Here is a 15398-nt window from a genome sequence, read left to right as displayed (position 1 = left end):
CCCAGGGCGGGAGCCCATCGGGCAGCATGGCCCCCATGTCCGTACTGACGCGCGACGAAGCGCAGACCCGTGCCCAGCTCCTCGACGTCCACCACTACGCCGTGGACCTCGACCTCACCACCGGCGACGAGACCTTCGGCTCCACCACCCGCATCAGGTTCACCGCCCGCGCCGCCGGGAACACCTTCGTCGAGCTCAAGCCGGACGCCCTGCACTCCGCCGCCCTCGACGGCACCCCGCTCGACCCCGCGGACCTCGACGGCAACCGGCTCCCGCTCACCCTCACCGAGGGCGAGCACACCCTGAGCATCACCGCCACCATGCGCTACTCGCACACCGGCGAGGGCATGCACCGCTTCACCGACCCCACCGACGGCGAGGCGTACGTCTACACCCAGCTGTTCATGGAGGACGTCCAGCGCGTCTTCGCCGCCTTCGACCAGCCCGACCTCAAGTCCGTCTTCGAGGTCTCGGTCACCGCCCCCGAGGGCTGGACCGTGCTGTCCAACGGCATCACCGAGCAGCAGCCCGACGGCCGCTGGACCGCCGCCGCCACCCCGCCCATCTCCACCTACCTCGTCTGCGTCGCCGCCGGCCCCTGGCACTCGGTGCGCACCGAGCACGCGGGCCTGCCCTTCGGCATCCACTGCCGCCGCTCCCTCGCCCCGCACCTGGACGCCGACGCCGACGAGATCCTCGACGTCACCAAGGCCTGCTACGACCGCTACCACGAGAAGTTCGACGAGCCCTACCCCTTCGACTCGTACGACCAGGCCTTCGTGCCCGAGTTCAACGCGGGCGCCATGGAGAACCCCGGACTCGTCACCTTCCGCGACGAGTTCGTCTTCCGCTCCGCCGTCACCGCCACCGAGCGCATGACCCGCGCCATGGTCATCGCCCACGAGATGGCCCACATGTGGTTCGGCGACCTCGTCACCCTGCGCTGGTGGGACGACATCTGGCTGAACGAGTCCTTCGCCGAGTACATGGGCTTCCAGACCATCAACGAGGCCTGCTCCGAGCTCTTCGCCGACACCTGGATCGACTTCGGCGTCACCCGCAAGGCCTGGGGTTACGAGGCCGACCAGCGGCCCTCCACCCACCCCGTCGCCCCCGACCCGGACGCCGTCCCCGACACCGCCTCCGCGCTGCTCAACTTCGACGGCATCTCCTACGCCAAGGGCGCCTCCGCGCTGCGCCAGCTCGTCGCCTGGATGGGGGAGAAGGACTTCCTCGCCGGCATCAACATCCACTTCAAGCGGCACAAGTTCGGCAACGCCACCCTCGCCGACTTCGTCGACAACCTCGCCGCCGCCACCGACCGCGACGTGCACGCCTGGGCCGAGCAGTGGCTGCGCACCACCGGCGTCGACACCCTCACCCCGCGCCTGGAGGGCGAGGGCAGCACGTGGCGGCTCACCGTCGACCGCGCCGGCAGCCGCCCGCACCGCCTGTCCGTCGGGATCTACGACCGCGACGCGGTCGACGCCCCCGTGCTGCGCGAGCGGCACGAGATCGACGTGCCGCAGCAGGCGCCGCTGGAGCTGAGCGGCCCGCGCCCCGCGCTCGTCGTCCTCAACGAAGAGGACCTCACCTACGCGAAGATGCGCTTCGACGACACGTCGCAGCACACCGTCCTGTGGGCGCTCTCCCGCATCCCCGACGCCCTCACCCGGGCCGTCGTCTGGAACGCCCTGCGCGACATGGTCCGCGACGGCGAACTCGAGCCCGCCACCTACCTGGAGACGGCCCTCGCCCACCTCCCCGAGGAGACCGAACTCGCCGTCGTCCAGGGCGTGCTCGGCTTCGCCCGCACCCAGATCGCCGACCGTTACGTCTCCGAGGCCGACCGCCCGGCCGCCCTCGCCAAGCTCACCGAGATCACCCGCGCGCTGCTGCGCCGCACCGAGGACGGCGAGGCGCCCGGGCTGCGCCTCACCGCCGTCCGCGCCTGCATCGACAGCGCCACCACCCCCGACAAGATCGCCTCCTGGCTGGACGAGGGCACCGTCCACGGCGGCCCCGAGCTCGACCCGGAGCTGCGCTGGCGGATCCTCGCCCGGCTCGCCGTCCTCGGCGCCACCGACGAGGCCGCGATCGCCGCCGAGCTGGAGCGCGACCCCAGCGCCACCGGCCAGGAGGGCGCGGCCCGCTGCCGGGCCGCGCTGCCCACGGCGGAGGCCAAGGCGGCGGCTTGGTCGGCCATGTTCGACACCGACGAGCTGTCCAACTACCTGTTCACCGCCACCGCCGAGGGCTTCTGGAAGCCCGAGCAGGCCGAGCTGACCCGGGACTACGTGGCCCGCTTCTACCCGGCCGCGATCGCCATGGCCGCCCGCCGCGGCCCGGCCCTCGCGGAGGCCGCCGGCCGCCGCGCCTTCCCGGCCTACGCGATCGACGCGGAGTCCCTCGCCCTCGGCGAGCGGCACCTGGCCGAGGACACGATGATCCCGGCCCTCCGCCGCCAGGTCGCCGACCAGCTCGACGACCTCCGTCGCGCCCTGCGCGCCCGCGGCTGACCCGCCCGACGGTCCTTCGCTAGACGACGGGACCGGAGGACCAGTCCCAGCCGGTGAGCGTCGCGCGCATCAGGCGCGCGGCGCCGCCGGGGCGGTCGTCGGCCCGGTGCAGCAGGGTGAGGACCCGGCGGCAGGCCGGGGCCTCGACCGCGATCCAGGCGACCGGGGCGCGGGCCGCGCTGCGCCGGGCCATGTCCGGGATCAGGCCGATGCCGAGCCCCGCCGCGATCAGGATCGCGGTGGCGCTCGGCTCGTCGCCCTCGCACACGATCCGCGGCGCGTTCAGCCCCTCCGCCGCGAACAGGCGGTCGAGGAGGCGCCGCTGCCAGTGCCCGGTGCGGGTGCTGACGAAGGGCTCCCCGGCGAGTTCGGGGACGCTCACCGACGCGCGGTCGGCGAGCGGATGCCCGAGCGGGGTCACCACCCACACCGGCTCGTCGAGCAGCCGTACCGCCTCCAGGCCCTCGGCCGGCACCGGCTGCGAGGCCACGCACAGGTCGACCTCCCGGGCCCGCAGCGCCCGGGCCATCCGCTCGGCCGGCATCTGGTGCAGGGTGACCTCGACGGCCGGGTGGGCCTCCTTGAAGGCGGCGAGCGGGGCGGTGAGCGTCAGGAAGGTCTCCGACGCGAGCCGTACGGTGCCGGGGCCGTGCTCCGCGACGTCGGCGACGGCCCGGCGCCCGGCCTCCAGCTCGCCCAGCGCCCGCTCGACGTGTCGCAGGAACGCCCGCCCCGCGTCGTTGAGCCGCAGCCGCCCGGCCCGGTCGAACAAGGGGGCACCGAGCTCGCCCTCCAGCCGGGCGATGGTCCGGCTCAACGAGGGCTGGGCCACGTGGAGTTCCTCGGCCGCCCGGCTGAGGTGCTCCAGCCGGGCCACCACCCGGAACTGCCGGAGCGCGTGCAGATCCATCGTGACTCCCGGGACATGAGGCCAGAGCGGTACCGATCCCGGCCACCCTAACCGGCCCGCGCACGGCCGCCGCGTGCGTCCGTCACCGCACGCCAACTCCCGCGCGGGGGAGGGGAGCAGAGGGCCACCCCCGGAACACGACCGGAACCGACCGGACCTCGACCGGCCGCCGACGCACACGACCGGAACCGCCCCGGACCACGACCGGCCGCCGACGCACACGATCGGCGCCGCGACCATCGGCGTGAAGGCCATCGGGACCGGCATCCGGACCATCTGGACGCCACTGGTGGTGCGGGTGAGCCCGCCTCACCCCCCCTCCCGCCCGCAACCCGCCGTCCCTCGTTCGGGTCACGGCGCCCCACTCGCCGGACAACCCCCGGCCGGCCCCGGCACCCTGTCGTCCATGCGTGCCGCACCCCTCGCCGGTGGCCCCCAGGGGGCCACCGCCCTGCGTCCCCTGCTCGACATCGTCCTCGGCGCGCTCGACGACGGCGCCGCCGAGCGCGGCGGGCCGCTGCCCGCCGGCGGGCCCCAGGCGGTCGACCGGCGGGTGCGGGAGGCGCTCGGGGACGTGCTCCCCGAGCGGGGCTCCGGGCCCGAGGAGGCGCTGCGGACGGTGGTGCGGGCGGTCGCCGCCGGCGCCGCCGACCCCGCCGAACCGCTGTGCGCGGCCCACCTGCACACCCCGCCGCTCGCCCTCGCCGCGGCCGCCGACCTCGCCGCCTCCGCGCTCAACCCCTCCCTGGACTCCTGGGACCAGGCGCCGGCCGCCTCCGCCCTCGAAACGCTGGTCACGGCCGCCCTCGCCGCCGAGGTCTTCCCCGGCGCCCCCCGGCCCGACGCGCTCGTCACCACCGGAGGCACCGAGTCCAACCAGCTCGCCCTCCTCCTCGCCCGCGAACGCCACGGCCCCGCCGTCCGCGCCGTCGTCGGCGCCCACGCCCACCACTCCTTCCACCGCGCCGCCTGGCTGCTCGGACTGCCCGAGCCGGTCGTCGTCCCCGCGCCCAGCGGCACGATGGACCCCGTCGCCCTCGACGAGGCCCTCACCGACCTCGGCGGCCCGCTCCTCGTCGCCGCCACCGCCGGCACCACCGACGCCGGACTGATCGACCCGCTCCCCGAGATCGCCGCCCTGTGCGCCGCCCACGGCCGCGCCGAGCTCCACGTCGACGCCGCCTACGGCGGCCCCGTCCTCCTCAGCGCCGCCCACCGCCCACTGCTCGCCGGCCTCGACCGGGCCCGCACGGTCACCCTCGACCTGCACAAGCTGGGCTGGCAGCCCGCCGCCGCCGGACTGCTCGCCGTCCGCGACGCCGCCGACCTCGCCGCCCTCGGCCACACCGCCGACTACCTGAACGCCGACGACGACACCGACGCCGGCCTGCCCGACCTCCTCGGACGCTCGCTGCGCACCACCCGACGCCCCGACGTCCTCAAGACCGCCGTCACCCTGCGCGCCCTCGGCCGGGACGGCCTCGGCGCCCTCGTCGACACCTGCATGGAGCTGGCCGGACACCTCGCCGACCTGGTGGAGAAGGCCCCGGGCCTGGAGCTCTACGCCCGGCCCACCCTCACCACCGTGCTCTTCCGGCCGCACGGCGCCCCGGACGAGGACGTCGCCGCGATCCGCCGCCGCCTCCTCACCACCGGCCGCGCCGTCCTCGGGCGTGCCGCCGCCGACGGCCGGCTCTGGCTCAAGGCCACCCTGCTCAACCCGCACGCCGCCCCCGGCGACCTGGCAGACATCCTCACCCTCGTGGAAGGCAGCACCCCCCGATGACCGGCAGCACCCCCCAGCCCGCCCCCGACCGCCCGTACGACCTGGTCGGCGTCGGCATCGGTCCGTTCAACCTCTCCCTGGCCGCCCTCGCCGACGGCGTGCCCGGCGGCCTCGCCACCGCCTTCTACGAGCAGCGCCCCGACTTCCGCTGGCACCCCGGCCTGCTCATCGAGGGCGCCACCCTCCAGGTGCCCTTCCTCGCCGACCTGGTCACCCTCGCCGACCCGGCGAGCCCCTGGACCTTCCTCAACTACCTGAAGAGCCGCGACCGGCTCTTCCCCTTCTACTTCGCCGAGACCTTCCACATCCAGCGCGCCGAGTACGACGCCTACTGCCGCTGGGCCGCCGGCCTGGTGCCCGGACTGCACTTCGGCCACCAGGTCGACTCGGTCCGCTGGAACCCCGAACGGCGCCTGTTCGAGGTCGACTTCACCCAGCTCGACGCCGACGGGCAGGCCGCTGCGCTCGGGCGCTCGTACACCCGCAACGTCGTCCTCGGCGTCGGCACCGAGCCCTACGTCCCCGAGCCGCTGCGGCCGCTCGCCGACGCCCCCGGCGTGCCGGTGATCCACTCCGCCGACTACCTCGCCCACCGCGAGGCGCTGCTCGCCGCCGGACACGTCACCGTCATCGGCTCCGGCCAGTCGGGCGCGGAGATCTTCCTCGATCTGCTGCGGGCCCGGCCCGCCGGGGCGGAGCGGCTGCACTGGATGGCCCGCACCGAGGCCTTCGCGCCCATGGAGTACTCCAAGCTGGGCCTGGAGCACTTCACGCCCGACTACACCCGCTACTTCCACGCGCTGCCCGAGCAGGTCAGGGGCGAGCTGATGCCCCGCCAGTGGCAGCTGCACAAGGGCATCGACGCCGAGACGATCGCCGCGATCCACCAGGAGCTCTACCGCCGCACCCTGCACGGCGGCTGGCCGGACGCCGTGCTCACCCCCGGCGTCCGGGTCCGCACCGCCGGCCGGGTCGCCACCACCAAGGTGGAGCTGCACCTGGAGCACGTGCAGCAGGGCAGCCGCTCCCGGCTGGTCACCGACGCCGTGGTGCTCGCCACCGGCTACCGGGAGCGCCCGGTGGACCGGATGCTGGCCGGCCTCGACCCGTACCTGCGGCACGACGCCGCCGGCCGGCCCCGGATCGACGCCGCGTACCGGATGGTCCTCGACGAGTCCGTCACCGGCTCGGTCTACGTGCAGAACGCGGAGCGCCACACCCACGGCGTCGGCGCCCCCGACCTGGGCCTCGCGGCCTGGCGCAGCGCGGTCATCCTCAACGCGGTGACCGGCAAGGAGCCGTACCCGCTGCCGGCCCGCACCGCGTTCACCCGGTTCGGCCTGGACGCGCGAGAGGCGCCGGGCATTCCGGCCCAGGACCGGAAGCTGACGCCTCTCGTACAGCAGTGAACGCCCCGACGGCGGGACGGAAGGGGTGACTAGAAGACCGGGACGCCGTCCCGGGTCAGCTTCCAGTCCACGCCCGCGAACCGCGCCGCGTCGACCGTGCCCTTCGCCCGCACCCACTGGATGATCGTGTTGCGGATCTCGTCCGAGTTGGCCCACAGCTGCTCGGCCTTGGCGACGTGCGGGAAGGCGCCGCCGCCGCTGGCGCGGTAGTTGTTGACCGCGAGGACGAACTTCGCCGCCGGGTCGAGCGGCTTGCCCTCGAAGGAGAGGTTCGCGATCCGCTGCCCGGCCGGCTTGGCGATGTCGATCTCGTAGCTCAGGCCGTACACGGCGTCGTAGTTGTAGTCCGGGGTGTTGTCCGCGTTGGTGAGCTTCGCGGTGTCGACCGGCGCGCCCGCCGGGGTCTGGACGTAGTACTTCGCCGAGTACTCCAGGTAGTCCTTCAGCTGGGCGCCCGTCATCAGACGGGCCTCCAGGGTGTTCTCGAAGGGGTAGAGCCCGGCGGCGTCCTTGATGGTGATCTGCCCGGCGGGGATGCGGGCGGTGCGGGAGAAGCAGGAGGCCTGCGAGAGCACCGGCAGCCCGGCGTGCGCGCCGCCGGCCAGGGCGGCCTTCACCGTCTCGGCCTGGACGACGTTGATCAGGTCGATGATCGGCTCGTCCTTCCACGGCGCGTCGGCCGTGGTCATGGCGGTGGTGGAGGTGCCGATGACCTGGTTGACGTACGCGACGACCTTCTTGTGCTCGTCGGTGAGCAGCCCGGTGATCTCCGGGTCCTCCGCCACGGTGTTGGAGTTGAGGACCTGGGCGCCGACCTTCTCGACGGTCCAGCGGCCCTTCTCCCACACCAGGTCGAAGTCGAAGAGGGTGAGCCGCTGGCCCCACTTGAGCGGCTCCGACAGGACGACGTCCTTGCCGGTCTCCTTGTTGGTGACCTTGTACTCCGGGATCTCGGTGTGCGCGTGGCCGACCAGGATCGCGTCGATGCCGGGCACCTGCTCGGCGACCAGACCGGCCGCGTTCTCGATGTACGGGAGCTGGTCGCCGTACGAGGAGGTGCCGCTGGAGCCGGAGTGGGCCGAGACGATCACCACGTCGGCGCCCATGGAGCGCAGCTTGGGCACCCACACCGCGGCCTGCTCCTCCAGGCCCGGGAACACCATCTGCCCGTTGACGTTGGCCTTGTCCCAGATGGCGATGCCGGGGTTGGTGAGGCCCAGCACGGCGACCCGCACGTCCCGGCCGTGCGGGGTGCGCAGCCGGTGCATGCTGTACGGCGGGAAGGCCGGGCGCAGCGTCTTCGCGTCCAGCGCGTTGGCGCCGAGCAGCGGGAAGTCGCACTGCTCCTGGAACCTGCGCAGCACCGGGATGCCGTAGTTGAACTCGTGGTTGCCGAGCGCGGCGGCGTCGTAGCCGATGGCGTTCATGGCCTGCGCCATCGGGTGGACCGGGCCGCCGGCCTTCGTGATCGGGTCGATCTTGGCGTAGTAGTAGGACAGCTGGGTGCCCTGGATGGTGTCACCGGCGTCGATGAGCAGGGTGTTGCCGCGGCCCTTGGCCTCGCGCACCTGGTTCACCAGGGTGGAGATCTTGGCGAGGCCGACGTCGTTGTGGGCCTTGTCGTCGAATTCCCTGTCGGTGAAGTAGTCCCAGTTGAAGACGTTTCCGTGCAGGTCGGTGGTGCCCATCACGGTGAAGGAGTACCGCTTGGCCGGCCGGGGACGGTCCCCGTGGGCCTCGGCCGGGGCGGCGGCCCCGGCGGTGAGGGCTATTCCGGCTCCGACGGCGGCGGAGCTCTCCAAGAAGGCCCGGCGGTTCAGCGGCATGTGTGTTCTCCCCAATGATCAAGCGCCCCGCAGGGCGCACAACGCGCGTAGATTCTGGCCCAGACGGCACCGTCGCAACAGACCTTTCGGGTTACGGAGTGGGAAAGTGTTCGGCATGACACCGCAGCACCACCCGAGCCCCGGGGCACCCCAGCTGACCGTCCGCGGCGAGGGCCGCCTGGAGGTGGAGCCCGAACTCGCCCGGATCGACGTCTCCGTACGGTCCGGCGGCACCGACCGGGCCGCGGTGCTGGCCGCCCTGACGGACCGCAACGCCGAGGCGCTCGCCCTGGTCCGCTCGTACGGCGAGGCCGTCACCGCGCTGGAGACCGGCGCGCTCTCCGTCACCCCCGAACCGGCCCGGCACGGGCGCGGCGAACGGGTGCGCGGCTACCGCGGCTGGGTCCGCCTCTCCGTCGAGCTCGCCGACTTCACCGCGCTCGGCGAGCTGACCACCCGTCTCGCCGACCTGGAGTGGACCCGGGTCGACGGCCCGTGGTGGGCGCTGCGCCCGGACTCCCCGGCGTACGCGCGGGCACGCCGCGCGGCCGTGGCGGAGGCGGTGCGCCGGGGCCGGGAGTACGCCGACGCGCTCGGCGCCTCGCTGATGGCGCTGCTGGAGCTCTCCGACACCGCCCTCGCGGGAGCGGTCCCGCCGGGGCGCCCGCTCGGCGCGGCGCGGACGGCCTTCGCGGCGGAGTCGGTGGACGAGCCGGCGCCGCTGGACGTGGAACCGCAGCGGCAGACGGTGGTCGCGGAGGTGGTCGCACGTTTTGTGATGAGCCCACCGGAACTGTGACGCCCGGAATTCGAGACAACTCCTTTCGGGCCCCGAATTCCGCTCATCGGAGCAGGCTCGTGCACATATTCAAGAGTTGTCAACAAGCTTTCACGGAAAGGTTGTTGGGTCGTCATGCGGACCCGCCTCGCTACCCGCCGGTAAGGCATACCCTCGCCTTATGCGCCGAGCAAAAATCGTTTGTACCCTTGGGCCCGCCACCGAAACATACGACCAGATCAAGGCGTTGATCGAGGCCGGAATGGATGTGGCCCGGCTCAATCTCAGCCACGGCGGCCACGCGGAGCACGAGGAGCGCTACCGGCACGTCCGCAAGGCCGCCGAAGAGACCGGCCGCAGCGTCGGAGTCCTGGCCGACCTTCAAGGCCCGAAGATCCGCCTCGGCCGGTTCCGCGAGGGACCCGTACTCCTTGAACGCGGCGACGAGTTCACCATCACCGTCGAGCCCATGGAGGGCGACAAGGACGGCTGCGGCACCACCTACTCCGGACTCGCCGCCGACGTCACCACCGGCGAGCGCATCCTCGTCGACGACGGCCGGGTCACCCTGGAGGTCGTCTCCGTCGACGGACCCCGGGTCCACACCCTGGTCATCGAGGGCGGCATGGTCTCCGACAACAAGGGCCTCAACCTGCCCGGGGTCGCCGTCTCCGTCCCCGCCCTGTCCGAGAAGGACGTCGAGGACCTGCGCTGGGCCCTGCGCACCGGGGTGGACGTCATCGCCCTCTCCTTCGTCCGCAGCGGCCGGGACACCGAGGACGTGCACCGGATCATGGCCGAGGAGGGCCGCCGGGTCCCCGTCATCGCCAAGATCGAGAAGCCCCAGGCCGTCGAGAACATCGACGAGATCGTCGCCGCCTTCGACGGCATCATGGTCGCCCGCGGCGACCTGGGCGTCGAAATGCCCCTGGAACAGGTGCCGATCGTGCAGAAGCGGGCGATCAAGCTCGCCAAGCGCAACGCCAAGCCGGTCATCGTCGCCACCCAGATGCTCGACTCGATGATCGAGAACTCCCGCCCCACCCGCGCCGAGGCCTCCGACGTCGCCAACGCCGTCATCGACGGCACCGACGCCGTGATGCTGTCCGGCGAGACCAGCGTCGGCAAGTACCCGATCGAGACGGTGCGCACCATGAGCCGGATCGTCGCGGCCGCCGAGGAGGACGTCCTCGCCAAGGGCCTGCCCCCGCTGACCGAACGCAACAAGCCCCGCACCCAGGGCGGCGCGGTGGCCCGGGCCGCCGCCGAGATCGGCGACTTCCTCGGCGCCCGGTTCCTCGTCGCCTTCACCCAGTCCGGCGACACGGTCAAGCGCCTCTCCCGCTACCGTTCCCCGATCCCCCTGCTCGCCTTCACCCCGGACCCGGCGACCCGCGCCCAGCTCAACCTCACCTGGGGCGTGGAGACCTTCCTCGGCCCGCACGTCGACTCGACCGACGCCATGGTGGCCCAGGTGGACGAGGAACTGCTGCGGATCGGCCGCTGCCAGAAGGGCGACATCGTCGTCATCACGGCCGGCTCCCCGCCCGGCGTCACGGGCTCGACCAACCTGGTCCGGGTGCACCACATCGGGGATCCGGTCGGCACCTGACCGCCACGGGACCGTCCCCCGGAAGCCGCAGCCCGGACGTGACCTTGGAAATCTCGTTAATGTACCCCGGGTGGGATTCGAACCCACGCTGGATGGTGTTTGAGACCATTGCCTCTACCGCTGGGCTACCGGGGCGTCCTTCGAAACGAAGGGGGGCGGTCACCCGCCGTGCCCCTACCTTACAGGAGGTGGGTAGGCTCATGGGGAGCTGTATCCGCCTCGCTTCCAGAGGGAACGAGGCCTTGAACGAGGAGCCCGCGTGACCGCCCCCGAGTCGCCCCAGCCCGCCGCCGACGACGACGCCGCGCCCGCGTCGCACGTCCCGCCGCTGACGACCCGTGTCGTCATCGCCGAGGACGAGGCCCTCATCCGTCTCGACCTGAAAGAGATGCTGGAGGAGGAGGGCTACACCGTCGTCGGCGAGGCCGGCGACGGGCAGCGGGCCGTCGAGCTGGCCCGCGAGCACCGCCCCGACCTGGTCATCCTCGATGTGAAGATGCCCGTCCTCGACGGCATCTCGGCCGCCGAGAAGATCGCCGGCGAGTCCATCGCCCCGGTCCTCATGCTCACCGCCTTCTCGCAGCGCGAGCTCGTCGAGCGGGCCCGGGACGCCGGCGCCATGGCGTATCTGGTGAAGCCGTTCAGCAAGAGCGACGTGGTCCCGGCCATCGAGATGGCCGTCTCCCGCTTCGCCGAGCTGCGCGCCCTGGAGAAGGAGGTCGCCGACCTCTCCCAGCGCCTGGAGACCCGCAAGCTCGTCGACCGCGCCAAGTCGATCCTGCAGACCCAGTACGGGCTGACCGAGCCCGCCGCCTTCCGCTGGATCCAGAAGACCTCCATGGACCGCCGCATGTCGATGCAGCAGGTCGCCGAGGCGGTCATCGAGGACGCCGAGGAGAAGAAGGCCGCGAAGGCCAAGGAGCAGTGACCTCCCGCGCGTAGGGCCGTCGGCCCGCCCGCGAGCAGTACGGAAGAAGGCCCGCCCCACGTCGTCGTGGGGCGGGCCTTCTGCCAGGGGCGGGTGGTGCTACTCCTCGCCGAGGTACGTCTTGCGCACGTCGTCGTTCACGAGCAGCTCCTGGCCGGTGCCGGACAGCTTGATCGTGCCGACCTCCAGCACGTACGCCTGGTCCGCGAGCGAGAGCGCGGCCTGCGCGTTCTGCTCGATGAGCAGGATCGTCATGCCCTCGGACTTCAGCGTCGCGATGGTCTCCATGATCTTCTGCATCATGATCGGGGAGAGACCCATCGAGGGCTCGTCCAGCATCAGCAGCTTGGGCTGGGACATCAGCGCCCTGCCCATCGCCAGCATCTGCTGCTCACCGCCGGAGAGGGTGCCCGCGGCCTGCTTGCGGCGCTCGCCCAGGATCGGGAAGAGGTCGTAGGCCTTCTGGATGTCCTTCTCGATGCCGTCCTTGTCCTTGCGGAGGAAGGCACCGAGCTGGAGGTTCTCGGCGATGGTGAGCCGGGGGAAGATGTGCCGGCCCTCGGGGGAGTGGGCCAGGCCCAGCGAGACCACCTTGTGCGCCGGCACGCCGTTGAGCGGCTGCCCGTCGAAGGTGATCTTCCCCGCGGTGGGCTTGAGCAGACCCGACAGGGTGCGCAGGGTCGTGGTCTTGCCGGCGCCGTTGGTGCCGATCAGGGCGACGACCTGGCCCGCCTCGACGGAGAAGGAGATGCCCTTGACGGCCTCGATCTTGCCGTAGGCGACCCTGAGGTCCTCGACCTCGAGCAGAGCGGTCACTTGGAGTCTCCTTCGGTGGTGCTGTCCGCGTCGGCGGCCGGAGCCGCTTCCTCGGGGGCCTCGCCCGCGTCCTCGTCGGAGGCGTCGTCGGAGGGGTCCTCGGACTCCGGCTCCTCGGGCGCGCCTTCCTCGGAGGCCGGCTCCGCCGGCTCCTCGGCCGCGGCTTCCTCCGCCGCTTCCTCGGCGGCGTGCGCCTCGGCCGCCTCGACCTCGGCGACCTCCGCCGCGCCGGGCGCGTCCTCGTACGGCGTACCGAGGTACGCCGCCACGACCCGCTCGTCGCCCTGGACGACCTCGGCCGTGCCCTCGACGAGCTTCTCGCCCTGGACGAGGACGGCCACCCGGTCGCACAGCTTGAAGATGAACTTCATGTCGTGCTCGATGACCAGGACGGCGATGCCGCGGTCGCGGATGGCGAAGACCAGCTCCTCGGTGGTGCGGGTCTCGGCCTGGTTCATGCCGGCCGTCGGCTCGTCGAGCAGCAGCAGGCCCGGGTCGCTGGCGAGCGCGCGGGCGATCTCCAGCTTGCGCTGCTCGCCGTAGGGCAGGTTGCGCGCCAGGTGCTCCGCCTTGTTCGCCAGGCCCACGAACTCCAGGAGTTCCATGGCCCGTTCACGGGAGGCGGCCTCCGCCTTCTTGAAGCCGGGGCCGCGCAGCAGCGCGGACCACAGGCCCTCCTTGGTCCGGGTGTGGCGTCCGACGAGGACGTTCTCCAGGACGGTCATGTTGGAGAAGAGACGGATGTTCTGGAAGGTACGGGCGATGCCGGCCTGGGTGACCAGGTGCGGCTTCGGCGGGAGCACCGTCCCCTTGTAGCTGACCTGGCCCTCGGTGGGCACGTACAGACCGGTCAGGCAGTTGAAGAAGGTGGTCTTGCCGGCGCCGTTGGGGCCGATCAGGCCGACGATCTCGCCCTCGCGGACGGTCAGGTCGACCCCGCGCACGGCGGTCAGACCGCCGAAGCGCATGGTCACGCCGCTGGCGTCGAGGACGGTGGCGCCGGTGGCCGTCGCCGGGGTGCCGGTCTCGGTGGTGGTCGTCATGGCGTTCACGCCCCTGCCTTCGCCGCACCGGCGGCCGGTTCCGCGTCGGGGTCCGCCTCCGCGGACTGACGCTGCTCCGGTACGCCGGCCTCGTCGTCGTTCTCGTGGAATTCCAGCTGTGCCCGCTTGTTGGCGATGAGGCCCTCGGGGCGGAAGCGCATCAGCAGGATGAGCGCGATGCCGAAGCCGAGCAGCTGGTAGTCCTGGAGGAACTGCAGCTTCGCGGGGATCAGGAAGAGCAGCGCGGAGCCGACGATGGGACCGGAGATGGTGCCCATGCCGCCGAGGATGACCGCCGCCAGGAGGAAGGCGGAGTTCGGCGGGACGGGGCCGGCGAAGACGTAGTTCTCCGGCACCACCGTGGTGTTGACGTGCGCCTGAACGGTGCCCGCGAGGCCGGCGAGGGCCGCGCCGAGGGCGAAGGCGACGAGCTTCACGCGGAAGCCGTTGATGCCCATCGCGGTGGCGGCGGTCTCGTCCTCGCGGATGGCGACCCAGGCGCGGCCGATCCGGCTGTTGCCGGCGCGGGAGAAGACCACCACGACCAGCGCCATGATCAGGATCATGAGCAGGTAGTAGTTGGCGTACGCGCCGAGCTCGACGCCCAGGACGGTGTGCGGCTCGCCGAAGTTGTAGCCGAAGAACTCCAGCTGCGGGATGTTCGGGATGCCGTTCGGGCCGTTGGTGATCTGCGGGCCCGAGGTGCCGTCGAGGTTGCCCATGGCGATGCGGAAGATCTCACCGAAGCCGAGGGTCACGATGGCCAGGTAGTCGCCGCGCAGTCGCAGGGTCGGCGCGCCGATGACGACGCCGAAGACGAGCGAGGCGGCCATGCCGGTGAGGGCCGCGGCCCAGAAGGGGAACTGGACGCCGAAGGCGGAGGAGGTGGCTCCGGAGACGAGGGCCGCGGTGTACGCGCCGACGCCGAGGAAGGCGACGTAACCGAGGTCGAGCAGGCCGGCCAGGCCGACCACGATGTTCAGGCCGAGGGCGACGGTCGCGAAGATCAGGATGTTGACCGCGATCAGCGTGTACGTGTCGCCGCTCTGCTGGATGAAGGGGAAGGCGATCGCCATGACCAGGCTGGCGGTGATCGTCACCTGCCGGTTCCGCGCGGTGATCTGCGCGAGCCGGGCGGTGAGGCCGGACTTCACCAGCGCGGTGACGGAGCAGCCGACCAGGATCAGGTACGCGATGAAGAGCTGCGGCTCGGAGTCGTCGGTGTCGATCCCGAAGGTCACGACGAACAGCCCGAGGGCGAACACGCCGACGATGATCAGCACCTCGGCCCAGGAGGGCAGGCGCTTGGCGGGCGCGGCCTTGTGGCTGTCGTCGGGCAGCTTGTACGCGGCGACGGCCGGGACGGCGGCGGCGATGACGGCGACACCGGCACCGGGCTCCAGGTCCACCAGGGCGCCCAGCTCCACGATGATCGATATCGCGGTGAACAGGGTGGTGGCGAAGGTGCCCAGGGCCAGCAGCCACAGCGGCTTGCGGGTGCCCGTGGGAGCGAGCCAGCCGAGGCCCTTGATGCCCAGCGCGGAGAGCGCGTACAGGCCGGTGAGGACCGCGCCGACCAGCGTGAGGAGCTGGAGCGGGGCGGGGTTGCCGTAGATCGTGAGGTTGCCGGGGAAGGCGGTGGTCCACGTCCAGGCGAGGAAGGTGCTGGCGGCGGTCGCGACGGAGCCGGCGACGACCGTCCAGAGCAGGGCCGCGGGCGTGGCCGGGGACTTGGCGGCGGTCTGGTCGAGAGTGGTGTCGGTCATGTCGC

11 protein-coding genes and 1 tRNA gene are annotated in these 15398 nt (G+C 72.2%); 6 read left to right on the top strand and 6 right to left on the bottom strand.

Annotated features, from left to right (window positions below):
- Positions 1 to 35: 35 nt before the first annotated feature.
- Positions 36 to 2519, top strand: coding sequence for an aminopeptidase N (gene pepN, locus ACIGW2_RS17500; RefSeq protein WP_399844338.1), 2484 nt, complete (start codon positions 36 to 38; stop codon positions 2517 to 2519).
- A 19-nt stretch (positions 2520 to 2538) separates the two neighbouring features.
- Here pepN and ACIGW2_RS17495 read toward each other — a convergent pair whose 3' ends face one another.
- Positions 2539 to 3429, bottom strand: coding sequence for a LysR family transcriptional regulator (locus tag ACIGW2_RS17495; RefSeq protein WP_399844337.1), 891 nt, complete (start codon positions 3427 to 3429; stop codon positions 2539 to 2541).
- Between the two features lie 406 nt (positions 3430 to 3835).
- Between ACIGW2_RS17495 and ACIGW2_RS17490 the strand changes: the two genes are divergently transcribed.
- Positions 3836 to 5215, top strand: coding sequence for a pyridoxal phosphate-dependent decarboxylase family protein (locus tag ACIGW2_RS17490; RefSeq protein WP_399844335.1), 1380 nt, complete (start codon positions 3836 to 3838; stop codon positions 5213 to 5215).
- A complete protein-coding gene (locus ACIGW2_RS17485) occupies positions 5212 to 6624 on the top strand; it encodes a lysine N(6)-hydroxylase/L-ornithine N(5)-oxygenase family protein (protein ID WP_399844333.1) in 1413 nt (470 codons plus the stop codon). Before ACIGW2_RS17490 ends, ACIGW2_RS17485 begins: the two co-directional genes overlap by 4 nt.
- Positions 6625 to 6653: 29 nt before the next feature.
- Here ACIGW2_RS17485 and ACIGW2_RS17480 read toward each other — a convergent pair whose 3' ends face one another.
- Complete coding sequence (locus tag ACIGW2_RS17480) at positions 6654 to 8450, bottom strand: bifunctional metallophosphatase/5'-nucleotidase (protein WP_399844332.1); 1797 nt, start codon at positions 8448 to 8450, stop codon at positions 6654 to 6656.
- 115 nt (positions 8451 to 8565) lie between these two features.
- Here ACIGW2_RS17480 and ACIGW2_RS17475 point away from each other — a divergent pair, with 115 nt between their 5' ends.
- A complete protein-coding gene (locus tag ACIGW2_RS17475; RefSeq protein ID WP_399844330.1) occupies positions 8566 to 9249 on the top strand; it encodes an SIMPL domain-containing protein in 684 nt (227 codons plus the stop codon).
- 160 nt (positions 9250 to 9409) lie between these two features.
- The gene (pyk, locus tag ACIGW2_RS17470) at positions 9410 to 10840 is read left to right on the top strand and encodes a pyruvate kinase (protein WP_399844328.1); all 1431 of its coding nucleotides are present in this window, start codon (positions 9410 to 9412) and stop codon (positions 10838 to 10840) included.
- Between the two features lie 62 nt (positions 10841 to 10902).
- On the opposite strand, the gene ACIGW2_RS17465 is transcribed toward pyk, so the two are convergent.
- Positions 10903 to 10975: transfer RNA gene (locus ACIGW2_RS17465), tRNA-Leu, on the bottom strand.
- A 124-nt stretch (positions 10976 to 11099) separates the two neighbouring features.
- Here ACIGW2_RS17465 and ACIGW2_RS17460 point away from each other — a divergent pair.
- Positions 11100 to 11768: a response regulator gene (locus ACIGW2_RS17460; RefSeq protein WP_356067111.1), complete on the top strand. Its 669-nt coding sequence runs from the start codon at positions 11100 to 11102 to the stop codon at positions 11766 to 11768.
- A 99-nt stretch (positions 11769 to 11867) separates the two neighbouring features.
- Here the strand turns inward: ACIGW2_RS17460 and ACIGW2_RS17455 are convergent, their stop codons facing one another.
- From ACIGW2_RS17455 to ACIGW2_RS17445, 3 genes are read right to left on the bottom strand one after another with little or no spacing between them, the layout of a single operon-like run.
- Positions 11868 to 12584, bottom strand: coding sequence for an ABC transporter ATP-binding protein (locus ACIGW2_RS17455; RefSeq protein ID WP_356067113.1), 717 nt, complete (start codon positions 12582 to 12584; stop codon positions 11868 to 11870).
- Positions 12581 to 13627 (bottom strand): ABC transporter ATP-binding protein, encoded by a 1047-nt coding sequence (locus tag ACIGW2_RS17450; RefSeq protein WP_391655205.1) that lies wholly within the window; start codon positions 13625 to 13627, stop codon positions 12581 to 12583. The genes ACIGW2_RS17455 and ACIGW2_RS17450 overlap by 4 nt, the downstream gene beginning before the upstream one ends.
- 5 nt (positions 13628 to 13632) lie before the next feature.
- The gene (locus ACIGW2_RS17445) at positions 13633 to 15393 is read right to left on the bottom strand and encodes a branched-chain amino acid ABC transporter permease (RefSeq protein WP_391655206.1); all 1761 of its coding nucleotides are present in this window, start codon (positions 15391 to 15393) and stop codon (positions 13633 to 13635) included.
- Between the last annotated feature and the right edge of the window lie 5 nt (positions 15394 to 15398).

The sequence above is a fragment of the Streptomyces sp. NPDC053541 genome (genome assembly GCF_044544705.1).
Classification (GTDB): Bacteria; Actinomycetota; Actinomycetes; order Streptomycetales; family Streptomycetaceae; genus Streptomyces.
The sequence above is the reverse complement of the archived record's forward strand: the minus strand, read 5'-3'. Positions and strand labels throughout refer to the sequence as shown.

Bases quoted from the DNA above. Each gene is read 5' to 3' on its own strand.
- pepN (WP_399844338.1), top strand. From the start codon at position 36: ATGTCCGTACTGACGCGCGACGAAGCGCAGACCCGTGCCCAGCTCCTC.
- ACIGW2_RS17495 (WP_399844337.1), bottom strand. From the start codon at position 3,429: ATGGATCTGCACGCGCTCCGGCAGTTCCGGGTGGTGGCCCGGCTGGAG.
- ACIGW2_RS17490 (WP_399844335.1), top strand. From the start codon at position 3,836: ATGCGTGCCGCACCCCTCGCCGGTGGCCCCCAGGGGGCCACCGCCCTG.
- ACIGW2_RS17485 (WP_399844333.1), top strand. From the start codon at position 5,212: ATGACCGGCAGCACCCCCCAGCCCGCCCCCGACCGCCCGTACGACCTG.
- ACIGW2_RS17480 (WP_399844332.1), bottom strand. From the start codon at position 8,450: ATGCCGCTGAACCGCCGGGCCTTCTTGGAGAGCTCCGCCGCCGTCGGA.
- ACIGW2_RS17475 (WP_399844330.1), top strand. From the start codon at position 8,566: ATGACACCGCAGCACCACCCGAGCCCCGGGGCACCCCAGCTGACCGTC.
- pyk (WP_399844328.1), top strand. From the start codon at position 9,410: ATGCGCCGAGCAAAAATCGTTTGTACCCTTGGGCCCGCCACCGAAACA.
- ACIGW2_RS17450 (WP_391655205.1), bottom strand. From the start codon at position 13,627: ATGACGACCACCACCGAGACCGGCACCCCGGCGACGGCCACCGGCGCC.
- ACIGW2_RS17445 (WP_391655206.1), bottom strand. From the start codon at position 15,393: ATGACCGACACCACTCTCGACCAGACCGCCGCCAAGTCCCCGGCCACG.